The 18,148-nt window shown below is 72.2% G+C and carries 14 protein-coding genes and 3 tRNA genes; 12 read left to right on the top strand and 5 right to left on the bottom strand.

Going from position 1 to position 18,148, the window contains the following annotated elements:
* Window positions 1-149 precede the first annotated feature (149 nt).
* Window positions 150-1,559: a S1C family serine protease gene (locus tag ACIPK3_RS09750; protein ID WP_402567923.1), complete on the top strand. Its 1,410-nt coding sequence runs from the start codon at window positions 150-152 to the stop codon at window positions 1,557-1,559.
* 65 nt (window positions 1,560-1,624) lie between these two features.
* Window positions 1,625-1,711 (top strand) — tRNA-Ser (locus tag ACIPK3_RS09745).
* A gap of 560 nt (window positions 1,712-2,271) precedes the next feature.
* Here the strand turns inward: ACIPK3_RS09745 and ACIPK3_RS09740 are convergent.
* On the bottom strand, window positions 2,272-3,141 hold the full coding sequence (locus ACIPK3_RS09740) for a bifunctional DNA primase/polymerase (protein WP_402567922.1): 870 nt from the start codon (window positions 3,139-3,141) through the stop codon (window positions 2,272-2,274).
* Window positions 3,142-3,511: 370 nt separating this feature from the next.
* Between ACIPK3_RS09740 and ACIPK3_RS09735 the strand changes: the two genes are divergently transcribed.
* The 8 genes from ACIPK3_RS09735 (at window position 3,512) to ACIPK3_RS09700 (ending at window position 11,234) form a co-directional block, all read left to right on the top strand.
* Complete coding sequence (locus ACIPK3_RS09735; protein WP_402567920.1) at window positions 3,512-3,823, top strand: hypothetical protein; 312 nt, start codon at window positions 3,512-3,514, stop codon at window positions 3,821-3,823.
* Window positions 3,824-4,011: 188 nt separating this feature from the next.
* The gene (locus ACIPK3_RS09730; RefSeq protein ID WP_402567918.1) at window positions 4,012-5,184 is read left to right on the top strand and encodes an acyl-CoA dehydrogenase family protein; all 1,173 of its coding nucleotides are present in this window, start codon (window positions 4,012-4,014) and stop codon (window positions 5,182-5,184) included.
* The gene (locus tag ACIPK3_RS09725) at window positions 5,181-6,152 is read left to right on the top strand and encodes a bifunctional MaoC family dehydratase N-terminal/OB-fold nucleic acid binding domain-containing protein (RefSeq protein WP_402567916.1); all 972 of its coding nucleotides are present in this window, start codon (window positions 5,181-5,183) and stop codon (window positions 6,150-6,152) included. The genes ACIPK3_RS09730 and ACIPK3_RS09725 overlap by 4 nt, the downstream gene beginning before the upstream one ends.
* 1 nt (window position 6,153) lies before the next feature.
* On the top strand, window positions 6,154-7,194 hold the full coding sequence (locus ACIPK3_RS09720; protein ID WP_402567915.1) for an acyl-CoA dehydrogenase family protein: 1,041 nt from the start codon (window positions 6,154-6,156) through the stop codon (window positions 7,192-7,194).
* Between the two features lie 4 nt (window positions 7,195-7,198).
* Window positions 7,199-7,609, top strand: a complete 411-nt coding sequence (locus ACIPK3_RS09715; RefSeq protein WP_402567913.1) for a MaoC family dehydratase — start codon at window positions 7,199-7,201, stop codon at window positions 7,607-7,609.
* Window positions 7,606-8,772 (top strand): lipid-transfer protein, encoded by a 1,167-nt coding sequence (locus tag ACIPK3_RS09710; protein WP_402567911.1) that lies wholly within the window; start codon window positions 7,606-7,608, stop codon window positions 8,770-8,772. The genes ACIPK3_RS09715 and ACIPK3_RS09710 overlap by 4 nt, the downstream gene beginning before the upstream one ends.
* A 145-nt stretch (window positions 8,773-8,917) precedes the next feature.
* Window positions 8,918-9,475 (top strand): SigE family RNA polymerase sigma factor, encoded by a 558-nt coding sequence (locus ACIPK3_RS09705; RefSeq protein ID WP_402567909.1) that lies wholly within the window; start codon window positions 8,918-8,920, stop codon window positions 9,473-9,475.
* A gap of 103 nt (window positions 9,476-9,578) precedes the next feature.
* Window positions 9,579-11,234, top strand: a complete 1,656-nt coding sequence (locus ACIPK3_RS09700; RefSeq protein ID WP_402567907.1) for a long-chain fatty acid--CoA ligase — start codon at window positions 9,579-9,581, stop codon at window positions 11,232-11,234.
* A gap of 72 nt (window positions 11,235-11,306) precedes the next feature.
* Here ACIPK3_RS09700 and ACIPK3_RS09695 read toward each other — a convergent pair whose 3' ends face one another.
* Both ACIPK3_RS09695 and ACIPK3_RS09690 read right to left on the bottom strand, forming a co-directional pair.
* On the bottom strand, window positions 11,307-15,296 hold the full coding sequence (locus ACIPK3_RS09695; RefSeq protein WP_402567905.1) for a PAS domain-containing protein: 3,990 nt from the start codon (window positions 15,294-15,296) through the stop codon (window positions 11,307-11,309).
* Window positions 15,297-15,503: 207 nt separating this feature from the next.
* Window positions 15,504-15,989, bottom strand: a complete 486-nt coding sequence (locus tag ACIPK3_RS09690) for an SSI family serine proteinase inhibitor (RefSeq protein WP_402567903.1) — start codon at window positions 15,987-15,989, stop codon at window positions 15,504-15,506.
* Between the two features lie 158 nt (window positions 15,990-16,147).
* Between ACIPK3_RS09690 and ACIPK3_RS09685 the strand changes: the two genes are divergently transcribed.
* Together ACIPK3_RS09685 and ACIPK3_RS09680 are read left to right on the top strand one after the other, a co-directional pair.
* Window positions 16,148-16,238 (top strand) — tRNA-Ser (locus ACIPK3_RS09685).
* A 182-nt stretch (window positions 16,239-16,420) separates the two neighbouring features.
* Window positions 16,421-16,493: transfer RNA gene (locus ACIPK3_RS09680), tRNA-Arg, on the top strand.
* An 80-nt stretch (window positions 16,494-16,573) separates the two neighbouring features.
* On the opposite strand, the gene ACIPK3_RS09675 is transcribed toward ACIPK3_RS09680, so the two are convergent.
* Window positions 16,574-17,854, bottom strand: coding sequence for a tyrosine-type recombinase/integrase (locus ACIPK3_RS09675; protein ID WP_402567901.1), 1,281 nt, complete (start codon window positions 17,852-17,854; stop codon window positions 16,574-16,576).
* Window positions 17,854-18,051, bottom strand: a complete 198-nt coding sequence (locus ACIPK3_RS09670) for a helix-turn-helix domain-containing protein (RefSeq protein ID WP_402567899.1) — start codon at window positions 18,049-18,051, stop codon at window positions 17,854-17,856. The genes ACIPK3_RS09675 and ACIPK3_RS09670 overlap by 1 nt, the downstream gene beginning before the upstream one ends.
* Window positions 18,052-18,148: the final 97 nt, after the last annotated feature.

Below are 18,148 nucleotides of genomic sequence, written 5' to 3'. Positions count from 1 at the left end.
GATGGACGTTTTGTCCCAAAAGCTCTATATAAAGGTTGGCGGCGGACCCACAGCCACCGCTTATGGTGCTCTGACGGCCCGTGGGAAAAGCTGACAGCAGTCACGAACCACAGTCACAGATACGAACGCGTGGACCGAGGAGAAGAGCTGTGAGCACCGAGAACGAGGGCACCCCGGTACCTCCGGCCCCGTCCGCACCCCCCGTGCCGGTGGCATCTCCCGCTGCTTCCCCCGCTGCCCCGCAGGAGGCCCCGGCCGCCGGCGGCGCGGACGGTGGGCAGTACGGCACAGGTCCCACCGCCCCGGACGGCACGGGTGCCGCCCCCGGCGGCGCCTGGCCGCCCCCGCCCCCCGCCACGCCCGCCTACGCGGACGGCGGCGCCGCGGGCGGCTCCGGCTGGGGCGCGTCCTACCAGCAGCCCGCGCCGAAGCCGCGCAACGGGCGGGGCGGACTGCTCGCCGCCGTACTGGTGGCCGCGCTGGTCGCGGGCGGCCTCGGCGGCGGACTGGGCTACACCCTGGCGAAGAACAACGACGACTCCGGCTCCACCACCGTGTCCGCCACCGACAGTGGCGCCACGCAGGTCAAGCGCGCCGCCGGCACCATCGCGGCGGTCGCGGCCAAGTCGCTGCCCAGCACGGTCACCATCGAGGCGGAGTCCAACAGCGGCGAGGGTGGCACCGGCACCGGGTTCGTCTTCGACAAGGAAGGCCACATCCTCACCAACAACCACGTGGTGGCGGAGGCGGTCGACGGCGGCAAGCTGACCGCGACGTTCCCCAGTGGCAAGAAGTACGACGCCGAGGTCGTCGGCCACGCCCAGGGCTACGACGTGGCGGTGGTCAAGCTCAAGAACGCCCCGTCGGACCTCAAGCCGCTCGCCCTCGGCAACTCCGACAAGGTGGCGGTCGGCGACGAGACGATCGCCATCGGCGCCCCCTTCGGCCTCTCCAACACGGTGACGACCGGCATCATCAGCGCCAAGAACCGCCCGGTCGCCTCCAGCGACGGCAGCGCCACGAGCAAGTCGTCCTACATGAGCGCGCTCCAGACCGACGCGTCGATCAACCCGGGCAACTCCGGCGGCCCGCTGCTCGACGCGAGCGGCGCGGTCATCGGCATCAACTCGGCGATCCAGTCGACCAGCAGCGGCGGCCTGGGCGGTTCCGGCCAGTCCGGCTCGATCGGTCTCGGCTTCGCCATCCCGATCAACCAGGCCAAGTACGTGGCCCAGCAGCTGATCAAGACGGGCAAGCCGGTCTACGCGAAGATCGGCGCGTCGGTCTCCCTGGAGGACTCCACCGGGGGCGCGAAGATCACCGAAACGGGCACCAGCGGCACCGCGGCCGTGGAGGCGGGCGGTCCGGCGGCCCAGGCCGGCCTCAAGCCCGGTGACGTGATCACCAAGCTCGACGACCACGTGATCGACAGCGGCCCCACCCTGATCGGCGAGATCTGGACCCACCAGCCCGGCGACAAGGTCACCATCACCTACCAGCGCGGCGGCCAGGAACACACCGCCCAGCTCACCCTGGCCTCCCGCGACGGCGACAACTGACCGACGACCGCCCGCCCCAACCGGTTACTCTTGTCCCCGCGCCGCCGAGATCCATGGCGGCACGGGGAGGCGTGCCCGAGCGGCCGAAGGGAACGGTCTTGAAAACCGTCGAGGCAGCGATGTCTCCGTGGGTTCAAATCCCACCGCCTCCGCGCAGGTCGTAAGCGTTGCAGGTCAGAAGGGGTGCCACTCTCCGGAGGGGCACCCCTTCCGCGATCTTCTTTTGCGTGTAGGCGTAATTTCTTCAGGTAAGTGAACTTATGTCTCTACTGCATGAGATGTGTTGGCCGTCCGGGTCTGCCGGTCCGTCCGGGCCTCCTGGTCCGTCCGGCCCCCCTGGGCCGACCAAGTCCCCCAAGCGTCCCAAGCCGACCAAGCATCCCAAGCCCACCAAGCCGTCCAAGCCTGGCCATGAGGGCGACTGGAGCTAGGCGACGGTCACAAGAGCTGGAAGAACTCCACACATGTTGCGGTCCCGGCCCCGGCGCGGTTGCGTCGGGGTCAGTGCTGTCGGCGTGCAGGGCGAGTGGCCAGGGGAACCGGTCGAGCCGGACGTGCGCGCTGTGCGCGCTGGCTGTGTCGAGGACCGGCTCGGGTCGGCCGGCGCAGTGGTGGGTCGGCCGCGGGCGTCCGACGCGACGCAGATGCAGCGGCATGCGCATGCCGGCCCGCGGTGCGGCGTCGTGCGCTACTACCGGTCTCGCGTGGTTCCTTATGGCCGGTGTCCCGTCATCCGGGCCGCCGAGGCGATGGTCGCGCGGGCCTCGTGTTCGGTCAGGCCGGTGGTGCGGGCCGCTTCGGTGAGGGGGGTGGCGAGGGCCGGGCCGAGGCCGTTCTCGTAGGCGCGGCAGGCGGCCCAGAACAGGCGGGTGTTGCGCTGGCCCTCGTGGGCGGTCAGGACGAACTGGACGAGGCCCTGGCCGTGGTGGTCCGTGGGCGGCTGGGGTGCGTGGACCGCCGGGCGCGGTGGGGGCAGGAGCAGGCGGAGCAGGGCCGGTGGGCAGGCGGCCGGGGGCAGGTGGGCGGTGCCGGGGGCGGTGGCGTAGACGCCGTGGTCGGTGCGCGAGCCGGGGCCGACGAGGTAGCCGCCGGCGCCCCGGATGTCGATGCCGGGGGCGAGGCGGCCGGCCGAGTTGGGGACCACCGTGCCCGGTGGGCCGGTCAGCCAGAGGTGGCGGCCGCCGCTCGGGGTGAGTACGACGACCGTCTCGGGGATCGTGAACAGGTGCCGCAGCGCCAGCTCGCGCAGGGCCGCCGGGGCGTCCGTGCCGGACTTGGTGTCCAGGTCGACGCCGATCAGGTGGTGCGGGGGCAGTCCGCAGGCGATGCCGTAGCCGGTGGCCCGGGGCGCGGCGGCGAACAGTTCGCGGATGCGGGACGGGTCGGTCGAGGCGTCGTACACACCGTGTCCGAAGCGGCCGCATGTGCCGTGGCAGGGCGTGGGGTCCGGGTCGTCGCGGTGCGGGGAGCGCAGCGCCGGGAGTTTGGCGCGGGTCAGGGGGATGACGGCCAGTCCGCGTTCGGCGGCTGACAGGGCGTGTGCGAGGGCCAGCGTCGTGGCCTGCCGGTCGGTGGTGGCCATGGCTTTAGTTTCGTACACCTGTTCGAAAAAGGGAAGAGGAGTCGGCCGCGACTCGCCGGGTGGCGGGCGGGTTGGCCGGAAAGCCGCCGGAACGGTTCCTCGCTTGCGGGGGCCGGGTGTGGAGTGGTCCGGCTGTGGGGGCTTTCGGGCCGGGAATGCCAATAGTGGCGAAAAGGGTTTATCGACATGTCCTCACGCTTGAGGGCGAATCATGCCTTCCGGGGTGGTTCGGCGGGGGTCGGCTGGGCAACTCTGGATTCGCGACGTCGTGCAGAACCGCCGGGGTGGTCGGCCAACTTCCCTGGCAGCAGCCTTACTTGACGTACTTCGGGCCTCGCGGCCGCTGGGTACCTTGTTCTGGAGGAACAACATGGCAAGCATCCGTACCGCCCGCGTCATCGCCGCCGTAGCCGCCCTCCCGCTCGCGGCCGCCCTCTTCGGCGGTGTGGCGGCCGCGGACAACGGCGCCTTCGCGGACGACGGATCGAACGCCGGTGTGGCGAGCGTCGTCGGCAGCGGAGTCGGCGGCAACAACAGCGGCAACTCGTCCACCACGCAGCAGAACGCGGTCGGCTCGGGTGCCTCGAACCAGAGCAATACCGCGCAGATCAACCGATCCGCGTTCGCGGCCGTCAACCAGGGCAACCACAACGTCCTCGTCCACTTCACCAACCTCTGGTAGGCCGCGTCCGAAGTTCCGCGTGGGGTGTGCTTCTTGGGGTCGCAACGCGTCTGGGCGGCGGTGCTTCGGCATCGCCGCCCAGGCGTTTTCGCGCGCCCGTACGGCGGTGGGCGGGACGACCTTGACACCCGACGATATCTGACGGACAGTCAGAAACCGTCACTCGTACGAGCCGGGAGGCCCCCGCCGTGCACCTCGCCCCCACCGAGCGCCAGCACCGGCTGCGCGCCGAACTCCGCGCCTATTTCAGGGACCTGATGCCCGACGGCCCCGTCGACGCGGCCGACACACGACGACAGCGTGCGCTGCTGCGCCGTATCGGGGCCGACGGCCTGCTCGGGCTCGGCTGGCCGGTCGAGTACGGCGGACAAGGGCGGGGCGCGGACGAGCAGTTCGTGTTCTTCGACGAGGCCTACCGGGCGGGCGCCCCCGTCTCGATGGTCACGCTCAACACGGTCGGGCCGACGCTCATGCGGCACGGCAGCGCGGAGCAGAAGGCCCGCTTCCTGCCCGGGATCCTGCGCGGCGAGACCGTCTTCGCGATCGGCTACAGCGAGCCGACCGCCGGGACCGACCTCGCCTCCCTGCGCACCCGGGCCGTGCGCCGGGACGACCACTGGGTGGTGGACGGCCAGAAGATCTTCACTTCGGGCGCCCAGCACGCCGACTGGATCTGGCTCGCCTGCCGCACCGACCTCGCCGCCCCGAAGCACCGGGGCATCTCGCTCCTGCTCGTCCCCACCGACGCGCCCGGGTTCTCCTGGACGCCGATCGAGACCGTGGGCGGGCAGACCACGACGGCCACCTACTACGACGGCGTCCGCGTTCCCGCCGGGAACCTCGTCGGCACCGAGAACGAAGGCTGGTCGCTCATCACCAGCCAGCTCAACCACGAGCGGGTCGCCCTCGCCGCCGTGGGCATGCAGGCCGAGGACTTCCACGCCGCCGCGCTCGACGCCGCCCGCACGCCCGACCCGGTGACCGGGCGCCGCCGGATCGACGAGCCGTGGGTGCGGGCCGGGCTGGCCGAGGCGCACGCCCGGCTGGCGGCCACCCGGCTGCTCAACTGGCGTCTGGTGGCGGACGTGGCGGCGGGCGGACCGGCGCCGGGCGACGCGAGCGGGGTGAAGTTCGCCGGGACCGAGTCCGCGGTCGCGGTGTACCGGATCTGCCAGCACGTCCTCGGCACGGACACGCTCGCCGGACTGGTCCGGGCGGGGTCGCCCGGTGCCTTCGGGAACGGCGCGATCGAACGGCTGAACAGAGCGGCGCAGATCAACACGTTCGGGGGCGGGGTGAGCGAGGTGCAGCGGGAGATCGTCGCGACCATGCGACTCGGGATGACGAGGGGGCGGCGATGAGCGGGGACGAGCCCGACGAGCTGCTGGCGCGGCTCCGGGCCTACGAGGGACGGGCCGCCGCCGTCTCCTGTGTGGGCAAGGACCGGGTCAACCTGCCGATGATCCGGCACTGGTGCGAGGCGATGGGTGACACCAACCCGGCGTACGAGGGGCCGGAGGCGGTGGCCCCGGCCACCATGCTCCAGGCGTGGACCATGGGCGGCCTGTCCGGGAACGAGACGCGTACGGCCGCGTTCGACGAACTGTCGGCCCTGCTCGACGAGGCGGGCTGCATCTCGATCGTCGCCACCGACTGCGAGCAGGAGTATCTGCGGCCCCTGCGGCCCGGCGACGAGATCACCTTCGACACGGTGATCGAGACGGTGTCGGAACGCAAGACGACGAAACTCGGCTCCGGCTACTTCATCACCACGCGCACGGACATGCGGGTGGGCTCGCGGCTCGCGGGCACGCACCGCTTCCGGATGCTCAAGTACGCGCCCCACGCCCCCGCCCGGGCGAAGCGGAACACCCCACGGCCCCGACGCCCCCGCCCGGTCGTCAACCGGGACAACGCCGGGTTCTGGGAAGGCGTGGACCGGCACGAGCTGCTCATCCAGCGCTGCACCGGTTGCGGCACCCTGCGCCACCCCTGGCTGCCCGGCTGCAACTCCTGCGGCTGTCTGGACTGGGACACGGTGCGGGCGAGCGGCGAGGGGACCGTCTACTCGTACGTCGTGATGCACCACCCGCCGTTCCCCGCCTTCGACCCTCCCTACGCCGTCGCCCTGGTCGAACTCGCCGAGGGCGTGCGGATGGTGAGCAACGTGGTGGGGGTGCCGTACGACAAGGTGCGCGTCGGACTGCCGGTGCGGGTGGAGTTCCGGCGGTACGACGACGAAAGCACCGCAGGCAGCGAAGGTGCCGGGGGCGTCCAGGGCGACGGGGTGCTGCTCCCGGTGTTCCGGGCCGCCGAGGGCGAGGCCTGACATGGACTTCTCACCCACGGAGGAGCAGGCCGCCGCCCGTGAGCTGGCCGCCCGGATCTTCGGCGACCTCGCCACCCCCGAGCGGCTCGGTGCCACCGGTGCCACCGGTGGCGACCCGGAGCTGTGGAAGGCGCTGTGCGCGGCCGGACTGGTCGGGGCCGTCGGGGAGTTGGGCCTGCTCGGACTGGTGCTGGTCCTGGAGGAGCAGGGCCGTACGACGGCCCAGGTGCCGTACGCGGCGTCCTGCGTCCACGGCCTCCTCGCCGTCACCGCCCACGGCACCCCGGAGCAGCGGGAGCGGCTGCTGCCGGGCATCGTGGACGGCTCGGTGGTGGTGAGCGGCGCGTTCCCGGCGCAGCCGGGCGTACGGGCCGCCCCCGGAGGCAGACTGACCGGCACCGTGCCCGTCGTCCCCTGGCTGCGGGACGCCACACACGTGCTCGTCGCCGACGCGGACCGACGGCTGTGGCTGACCCCGCTCGGGGATGGCGCCGAGGTGACCCCGGTCGAGCTGACCGCGCCCTGGTCGGCGGGCGGTCTCACCCTGGACGGCGCGCACGCGGAGCGGCTCGGCGACGGTGACGGCGACGGGGGCGCCTATTCCGACGTACTGGCCACCGCCCGTGTCGCCTTCGCCGGTCTGCAGGCGGGCGTGTGCGCGGGGGCGCTCGCGCGGGTGGTGGCGCATGTGAACGGACGGGAGCAGTTCGGGCGGCCGCTCGCCACCCGGCAGGCGGTGCAACTCCGGGCCGCCGACGCCCACATGGACACCGAGGCGATCCGGGTCACGGCCTACGAGGCGGCCTGGCGGCGCGACGCGGGGCTGCCGTACGCCACGCACGCGCTGACCGCCGCGTGGTGGGCGTCCGAGGCCGGGCAGCGCGTCGTGCACACCGGCCAGCATCTGCACGGCGGCGCGGGGGCCGACCTCGGCCACCCGGTGCACCGGCACTTCCTGTGGGGGCGGCAGCTGGACGCCTATCTGGGCTGCGGAGACGAAATTCTTCAGGAACTCGGGGAGTCGATCGCGGATGCGGAGTGAGGACATGAGCGTGCGGCCGACGGCCGGTGCCGAACTGCCGCCGCTGGAGATCCAGATCACCCGGACCCTGATCGTGTCCGGCGCGATCGCGTCCCGGGACTACCAGGACGTGCACCACGACGCGGAACTGGCCCGGGGCAAGGGCTCACCGGACATCTTCATGAACATCCTGACGACCAACGGCCTGGTCGGCAGGTACATCACGGACCACTTCGGCCCGGCCGCAGTGCTCCGCAAGGTCGCCATCCGGTTGGGCGCGCCCAACTACCCGGGGGACACGATGGTGTTGACGGGCCGAATCGACGAGGTGGACGGCGACACGGTCGTCGTCCGGGTGACCGGGGCCAACGGCATCGGCCGGCATGTCACCGGCACGGTGACCCTCACCGTCCCCGGGGAAGGTGGCACGCGATGAGCGTACGGAACCGGGACGCGCTCGGCGGACATGCGGCGATCGCGGGCATAGGCGCCACCGAGTTCTCCAAGGACTCGGGGCGCAGCGAGCTGAGGCTGGCGGTGGAGGCGATCGGGGCCGCGCTGGCCGACGCGGGGATCGGCCCGGCGGAGGTGGACGGTCTGGTCACGTTCACGCTGGACACCAGTCCCGAGATCACCGTGGCGCAGGCCTGCGGCATGGGCGAGCTGTCCTTCTTCTCCCGCGTCCACTACGGCGGCGGGGCGGCCTGCGCGATCGTGCAGCAGGCGGCGCTCGCCGTGGCCGCGGGCGTGGCCGACGTGGTGGTCTGCTACCGGGCGTTCAACGAGCGCTCGGGACGCAGGTTCGGCTCGGGCGTGCAGCACCGGGAGCCGACGGCGGAGGGCGCCGCCTTCGGCTGGTCGCTTCCGTTCGGGCTGCTCACCCCGGCGTCCTGGGTGGCGATGGCCGCGCAGCGCTATCTGCACACGTACGGGCTGACCCCCGAGGCGTTCGGGCACGTGGCCGTCGTGGACCGCAAGTACGCGGCGACCAACCCGGCGGCGTACTTCCACGGCCGGCCGATCAGCCTCGCCGAGCACGCGGCCTCGCGGTGGATCGTGGAGCCCCTCAGGCTGCTGGACTGCTGCCAGGAGACGGACGGCGGCCAGGCGCTGGTGGTCACCTCCGTGGAGCGGGCCCGTGACCTGCCCAACCCGCCGGCGGTGATCGCGGCGGCGGCCCAGGGCGCCGGGCGCGCCCAGGAGCAGATGACCAGCTTCTACCGCGACGACCTGACCGGGCTGCCGGAGACGGCCGTGGTGGCCCACCAGCTGTGGCGCACGTCCGGGCTGGTCCCGGCCGACATCGACGTGGGGATCCTGTACGACCACTTCACCCCGTTCGTGCTGATGCAGCTGGAGGAGTACGGCTTCTGCGGCCGGGGCGAGGCGGCGGACTTCGTGGCCGAGGAGCGGATGCCGCTCAACACGCACGGAGGACAGCTCGGGGAGGCGTACCTCCACGGGATGAACGGGGTGGCGGAGGGCGTACGCCAGCTGCGGGGCACGGCGGTGAACCAGGTGTCCGGGGCGGGCCGGGTCCTGGTGACGGCCGGGACGGGTGTGCCGACGTCGGGCCTGCTCCTCACCGCGGACGGCTGAGCGCGGCGCCGAACCCGGAGTACCGGCTGATCCGTACTCCACCTTCAGGAGGTTTGAACGGCCCCGTTCCTCCGACTTGAGGGGGACCTCGCTTCGGGACCTGCGGCCGATCCGCCGGAACCGGGGTCGCTCGTAGCGTGGAGCCATGACCACACCCGTCTGCACCAGCGCTTCGGACGCCGCCACACCGGTGAGGCATGCCCGTCCGTACCCGTCGTTCGCGTCGTACGTCAGGGCCCGCCAGCCGGTGCTGCTGCGCACCGCGCGGTCGCTCACCGCGAACCCGTGCGACGCGGAGGACCTGTTGCAGACCGCGCTGGCCAAGACGTACGTCGCCTGGGAGCGGATCGAGGACCACCGTGCGCTGGACGGCTATGTGCGCCGCGCACTGCTCAACACCCGGACCTCGCAGTGGCGCAAGCGCAAGGTCGACGAGTACGTCTGCGACGAACTGCCGGAGCCGGAGCCCCTCCGCGACGGCGACGACCCGGCGGAACGGCAGGCCCTGCACGACGCGATGTGGCGCGCGATCACCAAACTGCCCGCGCGGCAGCGGGCGATGGTGGTCCTCAGGTACTACGAGGATCTGAGCGAGGCCCAGACCGCCGAGGTGCTCGGGGTGTCGGTCGGCACGGTGAAGTCGGCGGTCTCACGTGCGCTCGGAAAGCTGCGGGAGGATCCGGAACTGGACCGGGTGCGATAGCGCCCCGCCCGGAGGCCCCGCACGAGATTCCCCGGAGGTAGTGACATACCGTTGGGTATGCACGGAGAATCGCGGCCAAGCGATCTCAATGGGGAGGCCCCGGGTGTACAGCACGATGCAAGACGTGCCGCTGACGATCTCGCGGATTCTGGAGCACGGCCGAAGGGCCCACAGCACGTCCCAGGTCATCACGTGGACCGGCGACGCCGAACCCCAGCGCCGTGGCTTCGCCGAGATCGGCGACCGTGCCGCTCAGCTCGCGCACGCCCTGCGGGACGAGCTCGGTGTCCACGGGGACGACCGGGTCGCCACGCTCATGTGGAACAACGCCGAGCATGTCGAGGCGTACTTCGCGGTGCCCGCCATGGGTGCCGTACTGCACACGCTGAACCTGCGGCTGCCCGCAGAGCAGCTCGCCTGGATCGTCGGCCACGCCGCCGACCGCGTGATCGTCGTCAACGGCTCGCTGATCCCGCTGCTCGCCCCGCTGCTGCCCCGGCTGACGACCGTCGAGCACATCGTCGTCTCCGGACCCGGCGACCGTGCCCCGCTCGCCGGGGGCGCCGCCCGGGTACACGAGTACGAGGAGCTCGTCGCGGGGCGGCCGACCACGTTCGACTGGCCGGAGCTCGACGAGCGGCAGGCCGCCGCCATGTGTTACACCTCCGGCACCACCGGTGATCCCAAGGGTGTCGTCTACAGCCACCGTTCGATCTATCTGCACTCCATGCAGGTCAACATGACCCAGTCGATGGGCCTGACCGACCAGGACACCTCGCTCGTGGTGGTGCCCCAGTTCCATGTGAACGCCTGGGGGCTGCCGCACGCCACCTTCATGACCGGTGTCAACATGCTGATGCCGGACCGGTTCCTGCAGCCGGGGCCGCTCGCCGAGATGATCGAGAAGGAGCGGCCGACCCACGCGGCCGCCGTGCCCACCATCTGGCAGGGCCTGCTCGCCGAGCTGACCGCGAAGCCCCGGGACGTGTCCTCGCTCACCCAGGTGACCATCGGCGGCTCGGCCTGCCCGCCGTCCCTGATGCGGGCGTTCGACGAGCTCGGCATGCGGGTCTGCCACGCCTGGGGCATGACGGAGACCTCGCCGCTGGGCACGGTGGCCCGGCCGCCCGCCCACGCCGTCGGCACCGAGGCGGAGTTCGCCTACCGGCTCACCCAGGGCCGCTTCCCGGCCGGAGTCGAGGCACGGCTGACCGGACCCGGGGGTGACCGGCTGCCCTGGGACGGCGAGTCCGCCGGTGAGCTGGAGGTGCGCGGTCCCTGGATCGCGGGCGCCTACTACAACGGTCCCGACGCCGCACCGCTGCGCCCCGCCGACAAGTTCAGCGAGGACGGCTGGCTGAAGACGGGTGACGTCGGCACCATCAGCCCCGACGGCTTCCTCACCCTCACCGACCGCGCCAAGGACGTCATCAAGTCCGGCGGCGAGTGGATCTCCTCCGTCGACCTGGAGAACGCCCTGATGTCCCACCCGGACGTCGCCGAGGCCGCCGTGGTCGCCGTACCCGACGACAAGTGGGGCGAGCGCCCGCTGGCCACGGTCGTCCTCCGGCCGGGCGCCACCGCCGACTTCGAGATCCTGCGTACCTTCCTCACCGAGGAGGGCCGCATCGCCCGCTGGCAGCTCCCGGAGCGCTGGACCGTCATCGAGTCGGTGCCCAAGACGAGCGTCGGCAAGTTCGACAAGAAGGTGCTGCGCAGGCAGTACGCGGACGGGGACCTGGACGTCACCATCCTCTGAGCGCCTACTGAGTGCCTCTGAGTGGCGGCCTCGCCGGGCGGGGTGTCGTACCCGCCCGGCTCCGCCCGGTGATCAGTTCGTGCCGATCCTGGCCAGCAGGTCCACGATCCGGCCCTGCACCTCGGGGCTCGTCGACCGCTCCGCCAGGAACAGCACCGTCTCGCCGGACGCCAGCCGCGGCAGGTCGGCCTGGTCGACGGCGGCGGTGTAGACGACGAGCGGGGTGCGGTTGAGCTGCCCGTTGGCCCGCAGCCAGTCGATGATCCCGGCCTGCCGGCGGTGCACCTGCATCAGGTCCATCACCACCAGGTTCGGCCGGAACTGCCCCGCCAGGGTCACCGCGTCCGTGTCGCTCGCCGCCCGCGCGACCTGCATCCCGCGGCGCTCCAGCGTCGAGGTCAGCGCCAGCGCGATCTCCGCGTGCTCCTCGATGAGCAGGACCCGCGGCGGGTGCTGCTCGCTGTCACGCGGCGCGAGCGCCTTCAGCAGCACGGCGGGATCGGCGCCGTACGCCGCCTCGCGCGTCGCCTGCCCGAGCCCGGCCGTCACCAGGATCGGCACCTCGGCCGTCACGGCGGCCTGCCGCAGCGACTGGAGCGCGGTACGGGTGATCGGTCCGGTCAGCGGGTCCACGAAGAGCGCGGCGGGGAAGGCGGCGATCTGCGCGTCGACCTCCTCGCGCGACTGCACGATCACCGGCCGGTAGCCGCGGTCGCTGAGTGCCTGCTGCGTGGTGACGTCGGGCGCCGGCCACACCAGCAGCCGCCTCGGGTTGTCCAGCGGCTCCGGCGGCAGCTCGTCGTCCATCGGCTGCGGGCGCGGGGTGTCCGCGACCTCGACCGCCCCGCCCGGACCGTCCAGCGGCTCGGGACCCTCGGCGGCGTTCTCGTCCGGGGCGCCTATGGCGTACGACCGTCCGGCGCCCTCGGTGAGCGGGGCGAGCCGGGACTGCCCGGCCAGGGACGGCTGACCGTCCGGCGTCGGATGGGGCCGGGCCGGCTGTTCGGGGCCCTGCTCCGGGCGCGCGGCCGGGTCGGGCGGTGTGCCCAGCTTGCGGCGGCGGCCGGAACTGCCCGGCGCGTACGGCGGCGGGGTGGCCGTCGGCTGCTGCACCTGCGCGGCCTGCCTGCTGAACGGCACGCCCTGCCCCAGCGTCCGCACAATGGCCCGGCCCTGCGTCGAGTCCGGGTCGACGGGTGCGGTTGGGACGGCGGGTGTGGCGGGAGTTGCCGGGGCGCCGACAGCGGCCTGGGCGGCCTGGGCGGCCGGAGCAGGCGGAGCGGCGGCTTCGGCGGGCAGCGGCTGTGCGCCCGTCGGCCGCGCGGCGGCATGCTCGGGCGGCAGCGGGGTGCCGGTGGCCGGGGCGCCGGTGGGCGGGGTCGCCCCGGCGGCGCCGGAAGCCGCGTCGGCCTGCTCGGGCAGCGGCCGCGCGGCGGGGAGTTGTCCGGGCACCCGCGGAGCCGCGGCGGCCTGGGCGGGCGCCTGGTCCACGGGAGACCCCTGGGCCGGCACCGTCTGGGCGGCCAGCCCGGGCGCCGGGGTCGCCGAGGCACCCTCCGGCCGGCCCATGGCACGCCGACGGCGGCCCGTCGGCGCGGCGGTGGGGTGCGGCTGGGGCGGTGTGTGGTCCTCCGCCAGGTCGCGCGGTACGGCGTCGTGCCGTCCCTCGTCGCCCGGGGCGTCCTCGTGCGGTGCCTCGGCCTGCGCCGGAACCGAGACGAGCGCGGCCTCGGGCACGGGCGGACGGTCGGCCTCGGCCGGGGGCAGCGCGAAGACCGTACGGGCTCCGGCCTCCTGCGCGGCGGCACGCTCCGCCGCGGCCGCGAGCGCCCGCCTACGGCGCCCGCCCTCGGCCGGCGTGCCCTCCGGGTCCGTACCCGCCGTACCCGTGGTGTCGGCCGTCGCGGGCAGCGCGGGCGGCAGGGCCTGCGGCCCGGATTCGTCGGTGTCGCGCCGGGCGCGCCGCCCGGTCGGCACGGGTACGCCCTGCGGCGGTACGGTCCCGCCGAGTCCGGTACCCACGGCCGCGGCTCCCGCCGCGTGCTCGGCCGCCATCACCACGGAGCCCTCGGCCACGTCCGTGCCGTCGGGGGCGTTCTCGGCCGCCCGGCCGCGGCGCCGTCCGGTGCCGGAGGCCTCCGCGGTCTCGGCCGCGGGCTGCTCCAGTTCCCCGGCGGTACGCCGCCTGCGCCGGCCGCTGGGCACGGCTCCCTCGGTCTCGGTGGCGGCGCTGTGCTCGGCGGGCGCCTCGCTGTCCAGGAAGGCGTCCACGGAGGACCGGCGGGCCCGCCTCCGGCCGCCGCCGGAAGGCTCCTCACCGGGGGCCTCGGCCCCGGAGGTGCCGGGACCGATCTCCCTGGCGGTCGCGCCGGATCCGGGCGCCGGGGCCGCCACGGCCCCCGCGCCGCCGCCGAGCGGCACTTCCAGGACGTAGGCGCTGCCGCTCATGCCGGGCACCTCGTGCGTCTGGAGCACACCGCCGTGCGCCCGCACGATCCCGCGCACGATCGGCTCGTGCACCGGGTCTCCCCCGGCATACGGCCCGCGCACCTCGATGCGTACCACCTCGCCGCGCTGCGCGGCCGCCACGACGACGGTGTTGTCCATGTAACCGCCCGTCGAGACGGGCGCGTTGCCGGTCGCGTCGACACCCGCCACGTCCGCGACGAGATGCGCCAGCGCGACGGCGAGCCGCTCGCTGTCCACCTCGGCCTCGATGGGCGGCGCGTGCACGGCGAACTGCACCCGCCCCGGACCGATCAGGTCCACGGCCCCCTCGACACCGGCGGCGACGACGGCGTCGAGCATCACCTTCGTACGGGTGACGGTCTCCGCGCCGGCGTCCAGCCGCTGGTAGCCGAGGACGTTGTCGATGAGCTGGGTGATGCGCGAGTAGCCGGCCGAGAGGTGGTGGAGCACCTGGTTGGCCTCGGGCCACAGCTGCCCGGCGTCGTCCGCGGCCAGCGCCGACAGATCGCGGCGCAGTTCGTCCAGCGGGCCACGCAGCGAACGCCCGAGCAGCGTCAGCAGCTGCTCGTGCCGCCCGGCCAGCGCCTCGTAGCGGTCCTTCTCCCGCTCGCCCAGCGCGGCATAGCGCTCCTCGCCGGACGCCAGCTCCTCCGTGTGCCGTTCACGCAGCTCGTCCAGCTCGGCCACGTGTTCCTGGCGCAGCGCGGTGAGATCGGAGGCGTGCTTCTCGGAGAGGGCCTCCAGCTCGTCGGCGTGCGCCTGCTCCAGCGCCGTCTTCTCCTCGGCGAGGGTGTCGTAGGCCCGCCGGTCGGTGAAGGTCATCACCGCGCCGACGAGCTGGTCGCCGTCGCGCACCGGCGCGGTGGTCAGGTCGACCGGCACCTGCCTGTCGCCCTTGGCCCACATGACCTGCCCGCGCACCCGGTGCTTGCGTCCGGAGCGGAGGGTGTCGGCGAGCGGCGACTCGTCGTACGGGAAGGGGGAGCCGTCGGCACGGGAGTGCAGGACGAGGCCGTGCAGCTCCTTGCCGCCCAGTTCGCCCGCCCGGTAGCCCAGGATCTGGGCGGCGGCCGGGTTGACGAGGACGATCCGTCCGTCGGTGTCCGTGCCGACGACGCCCTCGGACGCCGCCCGCAGGATCATCTCGGTCTGCCGCTGCGAACGTGCCAGCTCGGCCTCGGTGTCCACGGTCCCGGACAGGTCGCGCACGACGAGCATCAGCAGCTCGTCGGCGGTGTAGCCGTAACCGTCGTACGCCTGCTGCCCGTTCTCCAGGTTCGCGCTGGTGACCTCGACGGGGAACTCGACGCCGTCGGTCCGCCGGGCGGTCATCCGGGTCGGCTTGGTCCGTCCGCGCGGGTCCATGTGGTCGGGTCGCCGCATCGAGCCGGGGATGAGCCTGGAGTCGAACTCGGGCAGCAGATCGAGCAGCCCGCGCCCGACCAGGGCCGTGCCCGGCGCCTCGAACGCCTCCAGGGCGATCGTGTTGGCGTTGACGACTGTCCCGTTTGCGTTGACCAGTACCAACGCGTCGGGCAGCGCATCGAGTATGGCTGCGAGGCGAGCAGCGCCTCGGGATGGCCTGCTGCTCACGAGACGCATCCTCCCTGTTACCGCACCTTGCCGACCGCTCGGGCCATCCTGCCAACCGGCCTGCGGCGTGTCACGCGAGGGAGTCTAAGGGCACAGGTCCCACTCGCGGCGCTGGATGAGAGGGAGGTCGCACGATGAGATGCCGGAAATCCGGGGATCCGCCCACCCAGCAGTAGGCCCGGCCTTCGCGGGACCCGCACCGGAGATTTACCTGACCGGGGAATTCGCCATGAAATGCCCACGCGCGGCGAGGTCGGGCAGTAGCGGGACCATCCCGTTCCATCGCCCGATCTCGCAGCCGTTGCGGCGGACGTAGACGGCGTCGACCGGGCGTCCGGCCCAGGTCCCGGTGACCCGCGCGGTCGCGGGGCCGCCGTACACCGTCGTGCAGAGGCTGTCCGGCGGCACCGGGGCGAAGGGGTCCCGGCCCCACCGGGTGTTCCGGTCCAGGGCTCGACACGCGCCGTCCACGTCCGGGTGACTGCCGCCGGCGGGGTGACAGAACAGTTCGTACGTCCCGTCCCGGCCGGAGCCCGCGTCCCGGACGGTGACGGTCAGATGATCGCCGGGCGGGTCGGCCCGGTCCTCGGCGCGGACGGGCGGCGGCGCGGCCGCGGCGGGGGCCGGCGCGTGGGCCAGCGCGAGTGCGGACGTCAGGAGGAGCGCGGCGGCTCGGAAGAGGTGCGATGCCATGCCCTGCCCAACGCCGGTGGCCGCCGGACGTTGCGGCCGTTGCGGGCTTTGCTCTGCGGCCCTGGTGCCTAGTACCGTAGGGGTCGATTGGTGACAGCACGCTCGACTGTGTCATCATCTGCACGCACCGATCACGCGCTCGCGTGGGAGGTTGTGCTGGAGGCGTCGCCTAGTCCGGTCTATGGCGCCGCACTGCTAATGCGGTTTGGGTCTTAAAGCCCATCGAGGGTTCAAATCCCTCCGCCTCCGCGCCTGATCGACGAAGCCCCGGTCCATCTGGACCGGGGCTTCGGCGTTCATGGCATCTGTGCAGGTCACAAGGGGTGCGGCTAATGGATTTCACATGGCGGCGGCAGTCATGTAATGTTCTTCCTGTCGCCGCGAGCGGGCCGAAAGAGCCGGGAGCGAAGACAGGAAAACTGAACAAACAAGCACTCGTAGCTTAACGGATAGAGCATCTGACTACGGATCAGAAGGTTGCAGGTTCGAATCCTGCCGAGTGCACACAGGTCAAAGGCCCCCTGGGATGATCCCAGGGGGCCTTTGACATCAACGGCTGACATCAACGCGGTTGGAAGCGCCGATCACACCTCGCCGTCCGCCTCCTGCTCGCTGCTGGATTCCTCGCCGGACTCGTCCAGCCCAAGGGCGTCGTCCATCCGATCAGCGGCGGCCTTGAGCGTCGTGCTCATCACGTGCGCGTAGGTGTCCAGGGTCATCGTGATCGTGCTGTGCCCGAGCGTCTCCATGATCGTGCGAGCGTCCACGCCCTGAGCGAGCAGCAGCGAGGCGCACGTGTGCCGGAGGTCGTGCACCCGCACCCGCCGCACGCCGGCGTCCCGGCACAGGAGGGTGAGCATCCTGTTCAGGCTGCGAGGGTCTGTGATCCGACCATGCGCCGTGGTGAAGATCAGACCGTCCGGCTGCCCCGGCGCGGGCTGCCACTTCTTCCCCGCAACCTTGCGTTCCTGCTCCTGCTGGGTTCGGTGCTGGGCAAGTGCCCGCATGCAGTGCTTCGGCAGAGAGACCGTGCGAATGGAACGCGTGGTCTTGGGGGTACCAAAGATCAGCTCACGCCGGATGCGCTGGACGTTCCGTCGGACGCGAAGCTGACCGTTCGTAAGGTCGACGTCCGCCCACGTGAGAGCGAGCGCTTCACCTCGTCGCAGGCCTGTCGAGACGAGCAGCAGCCACAGGGCGTAGAGACGGTGGGATCGGGCGGTCTTGAGCATGAGGCGAGCCTCTGCGGCGTCCAGCGGACGCACCTCCTTGCGGGTGACGGTGGGGGTCTCAACGATCCGGGCGACGTTCCGCGCGATCAGCTCCTCTCGGATGGCCTGCTGGAGAGAGGACCGGAGAACGGCATGGATGTACTGGACGGTCCGGGCGGACGGGCGACGCTGGCAGCAGCGGCCCACGGCGCAGCACGAGCGTTTGTCCTCCGGACGCTCCTTGTCCGCGCCCCGCAGACAGCACAGGCAGGAATCCTTGAACTCCGCCAGGAACCGGCGTACGTCCGCCGGGGACAACCGGTTCAGCCGCTTCTTGCCGAGGGCGGGGCGGATGTACAGGCGGGCTAGACCCTCGTAGCTGTTCAGCGTGGACGGCTTGAGCCGCTGCGGCGCGATGGTGGCGAGCCAGTACGTGAGGTAGTCGCCGAACGCCATGGTGGCCTCTGCGGCCGGAATCCCCTGGCGCGTCTTCTCCTGCAACTCCGTGAGCTTGTCGGCCACTTCTTTGCGGGTCTTGCCGTAGACGAACTTGCGGGTGCGGGTTCCGTCGGGGCGGTAGACGTAGGCGGCGGCGTGGTAGCGGCCATCCGCTCGCTTGCTGATCGTTCCCTCGCCGTTGGCACGCTTGGCCATCAGTCGGTCTCCTCGATGCGGTTCTGCATGTAGCGGCGTACGGACTCGACCGGGATGCGGCGGGCGCGTCCGGCCGTGAAGCTTTCGAGCTGTTTCGAGCGAATGAGGTCGTAGACCTTGCTGCGGCTGAGGCGCAGGGCGGTCATGACTTCGGGCACCTTGAGCGCCTGGGGCATCGGGGGCATGGCGGTGGTCATGCGGTGATTCCTCCGGGGCGGTCCGTCGGGGGTCCCTCTGAGGGCCGCTACTTCCGCTACCGCCGCTACCGCGCAGGTCAGGGGCCTGTTCGAGGTA

The organism is Streptomyces sp. NPDC086787, assembly GCF_044745865.1.
In the GTDB taxonomy this organism is placed as follows: Bacteria; Actinomycetota; Actinomycetes; order Streptomycetales; family Streptomycetaceae; genus Streptomyces.
Note: the sequence above shows the minus strand (reverse complement) of the source record. Positions and strands in the feature narration are given on the sequence as shown.

Coding starts and splice junctions, on each gene's coding strand:
- ACIPK3_RS09710 (WP_402567911.1), top strand. CDS start 7,606: ATGAGCGTACGGAACCGGGACGCGCTCGGCGGACATGCGGCGATCGCG.
- ACIPK3_RS09725 (WP_402567916.1), top strand. CDS start 5,181: ATGAGCGGGGACGAGCCCGACGAGCTGCTGGCGCGGCTCCGGGCCTAC.
- ACIPK3_RS09675 (WP_402567901.1), bottom strand. CDS start 17,854: ATGGCCAAGCGTGCCAACGGCGAGGGAACGATCAGCAAGCGAGCGGAT.
- ACIPK3_RS09670 (WP_402567899.1), bottom strand. CDS start 18,051: ATGACCACCGCCATGCCCCCGATGCCCCAGGCGCTCAAGGTGCCCGAA.
- ACIPK3_RS09740 (WP_402567922.1), bottom strand. CDS start 3,141: ATGGCCACCACCGACCGGCAGGCCACGACGCTGGCCCTCGCACACGCC.
- ACIPK3_RS09690 (WP_402567903.1), bottom strand. CDS start 15,989: ATGGCATCGCACCTCTTCCGAGCCGCCGCGCTCCTCCTGACGTCCGCA.
- ACIPK3_RS09715 (WP_402567913.1), top strand. CDS start 7,199: ATGAGCGTGCGGCCGACGGCCGGTGCCGAACTGCCGCCGCTGGAGATC.
- ACIPK3_RS09720 (WP_402567915.1), top strand. CDS start 6,154: ATGGACTTCTCACCCACGGAGGAGCAGGCCGCCGCCCGTGAGCTGGCC.
- ACIPK3_RS09705 (WP_402567909.1), top strand. CDS start 8,918: ATGACCACACCCGTCTGCACCAGCGCTTCGGACGCCGCCACACCGGTG.
- ACIPK3_RS09735 (WP_402567920.1), top strand. CDS start 3,512: ATGGCAAGCATCCGTACCGCCCGCGTCATCGCCGCCGTAGCCGCCCTC.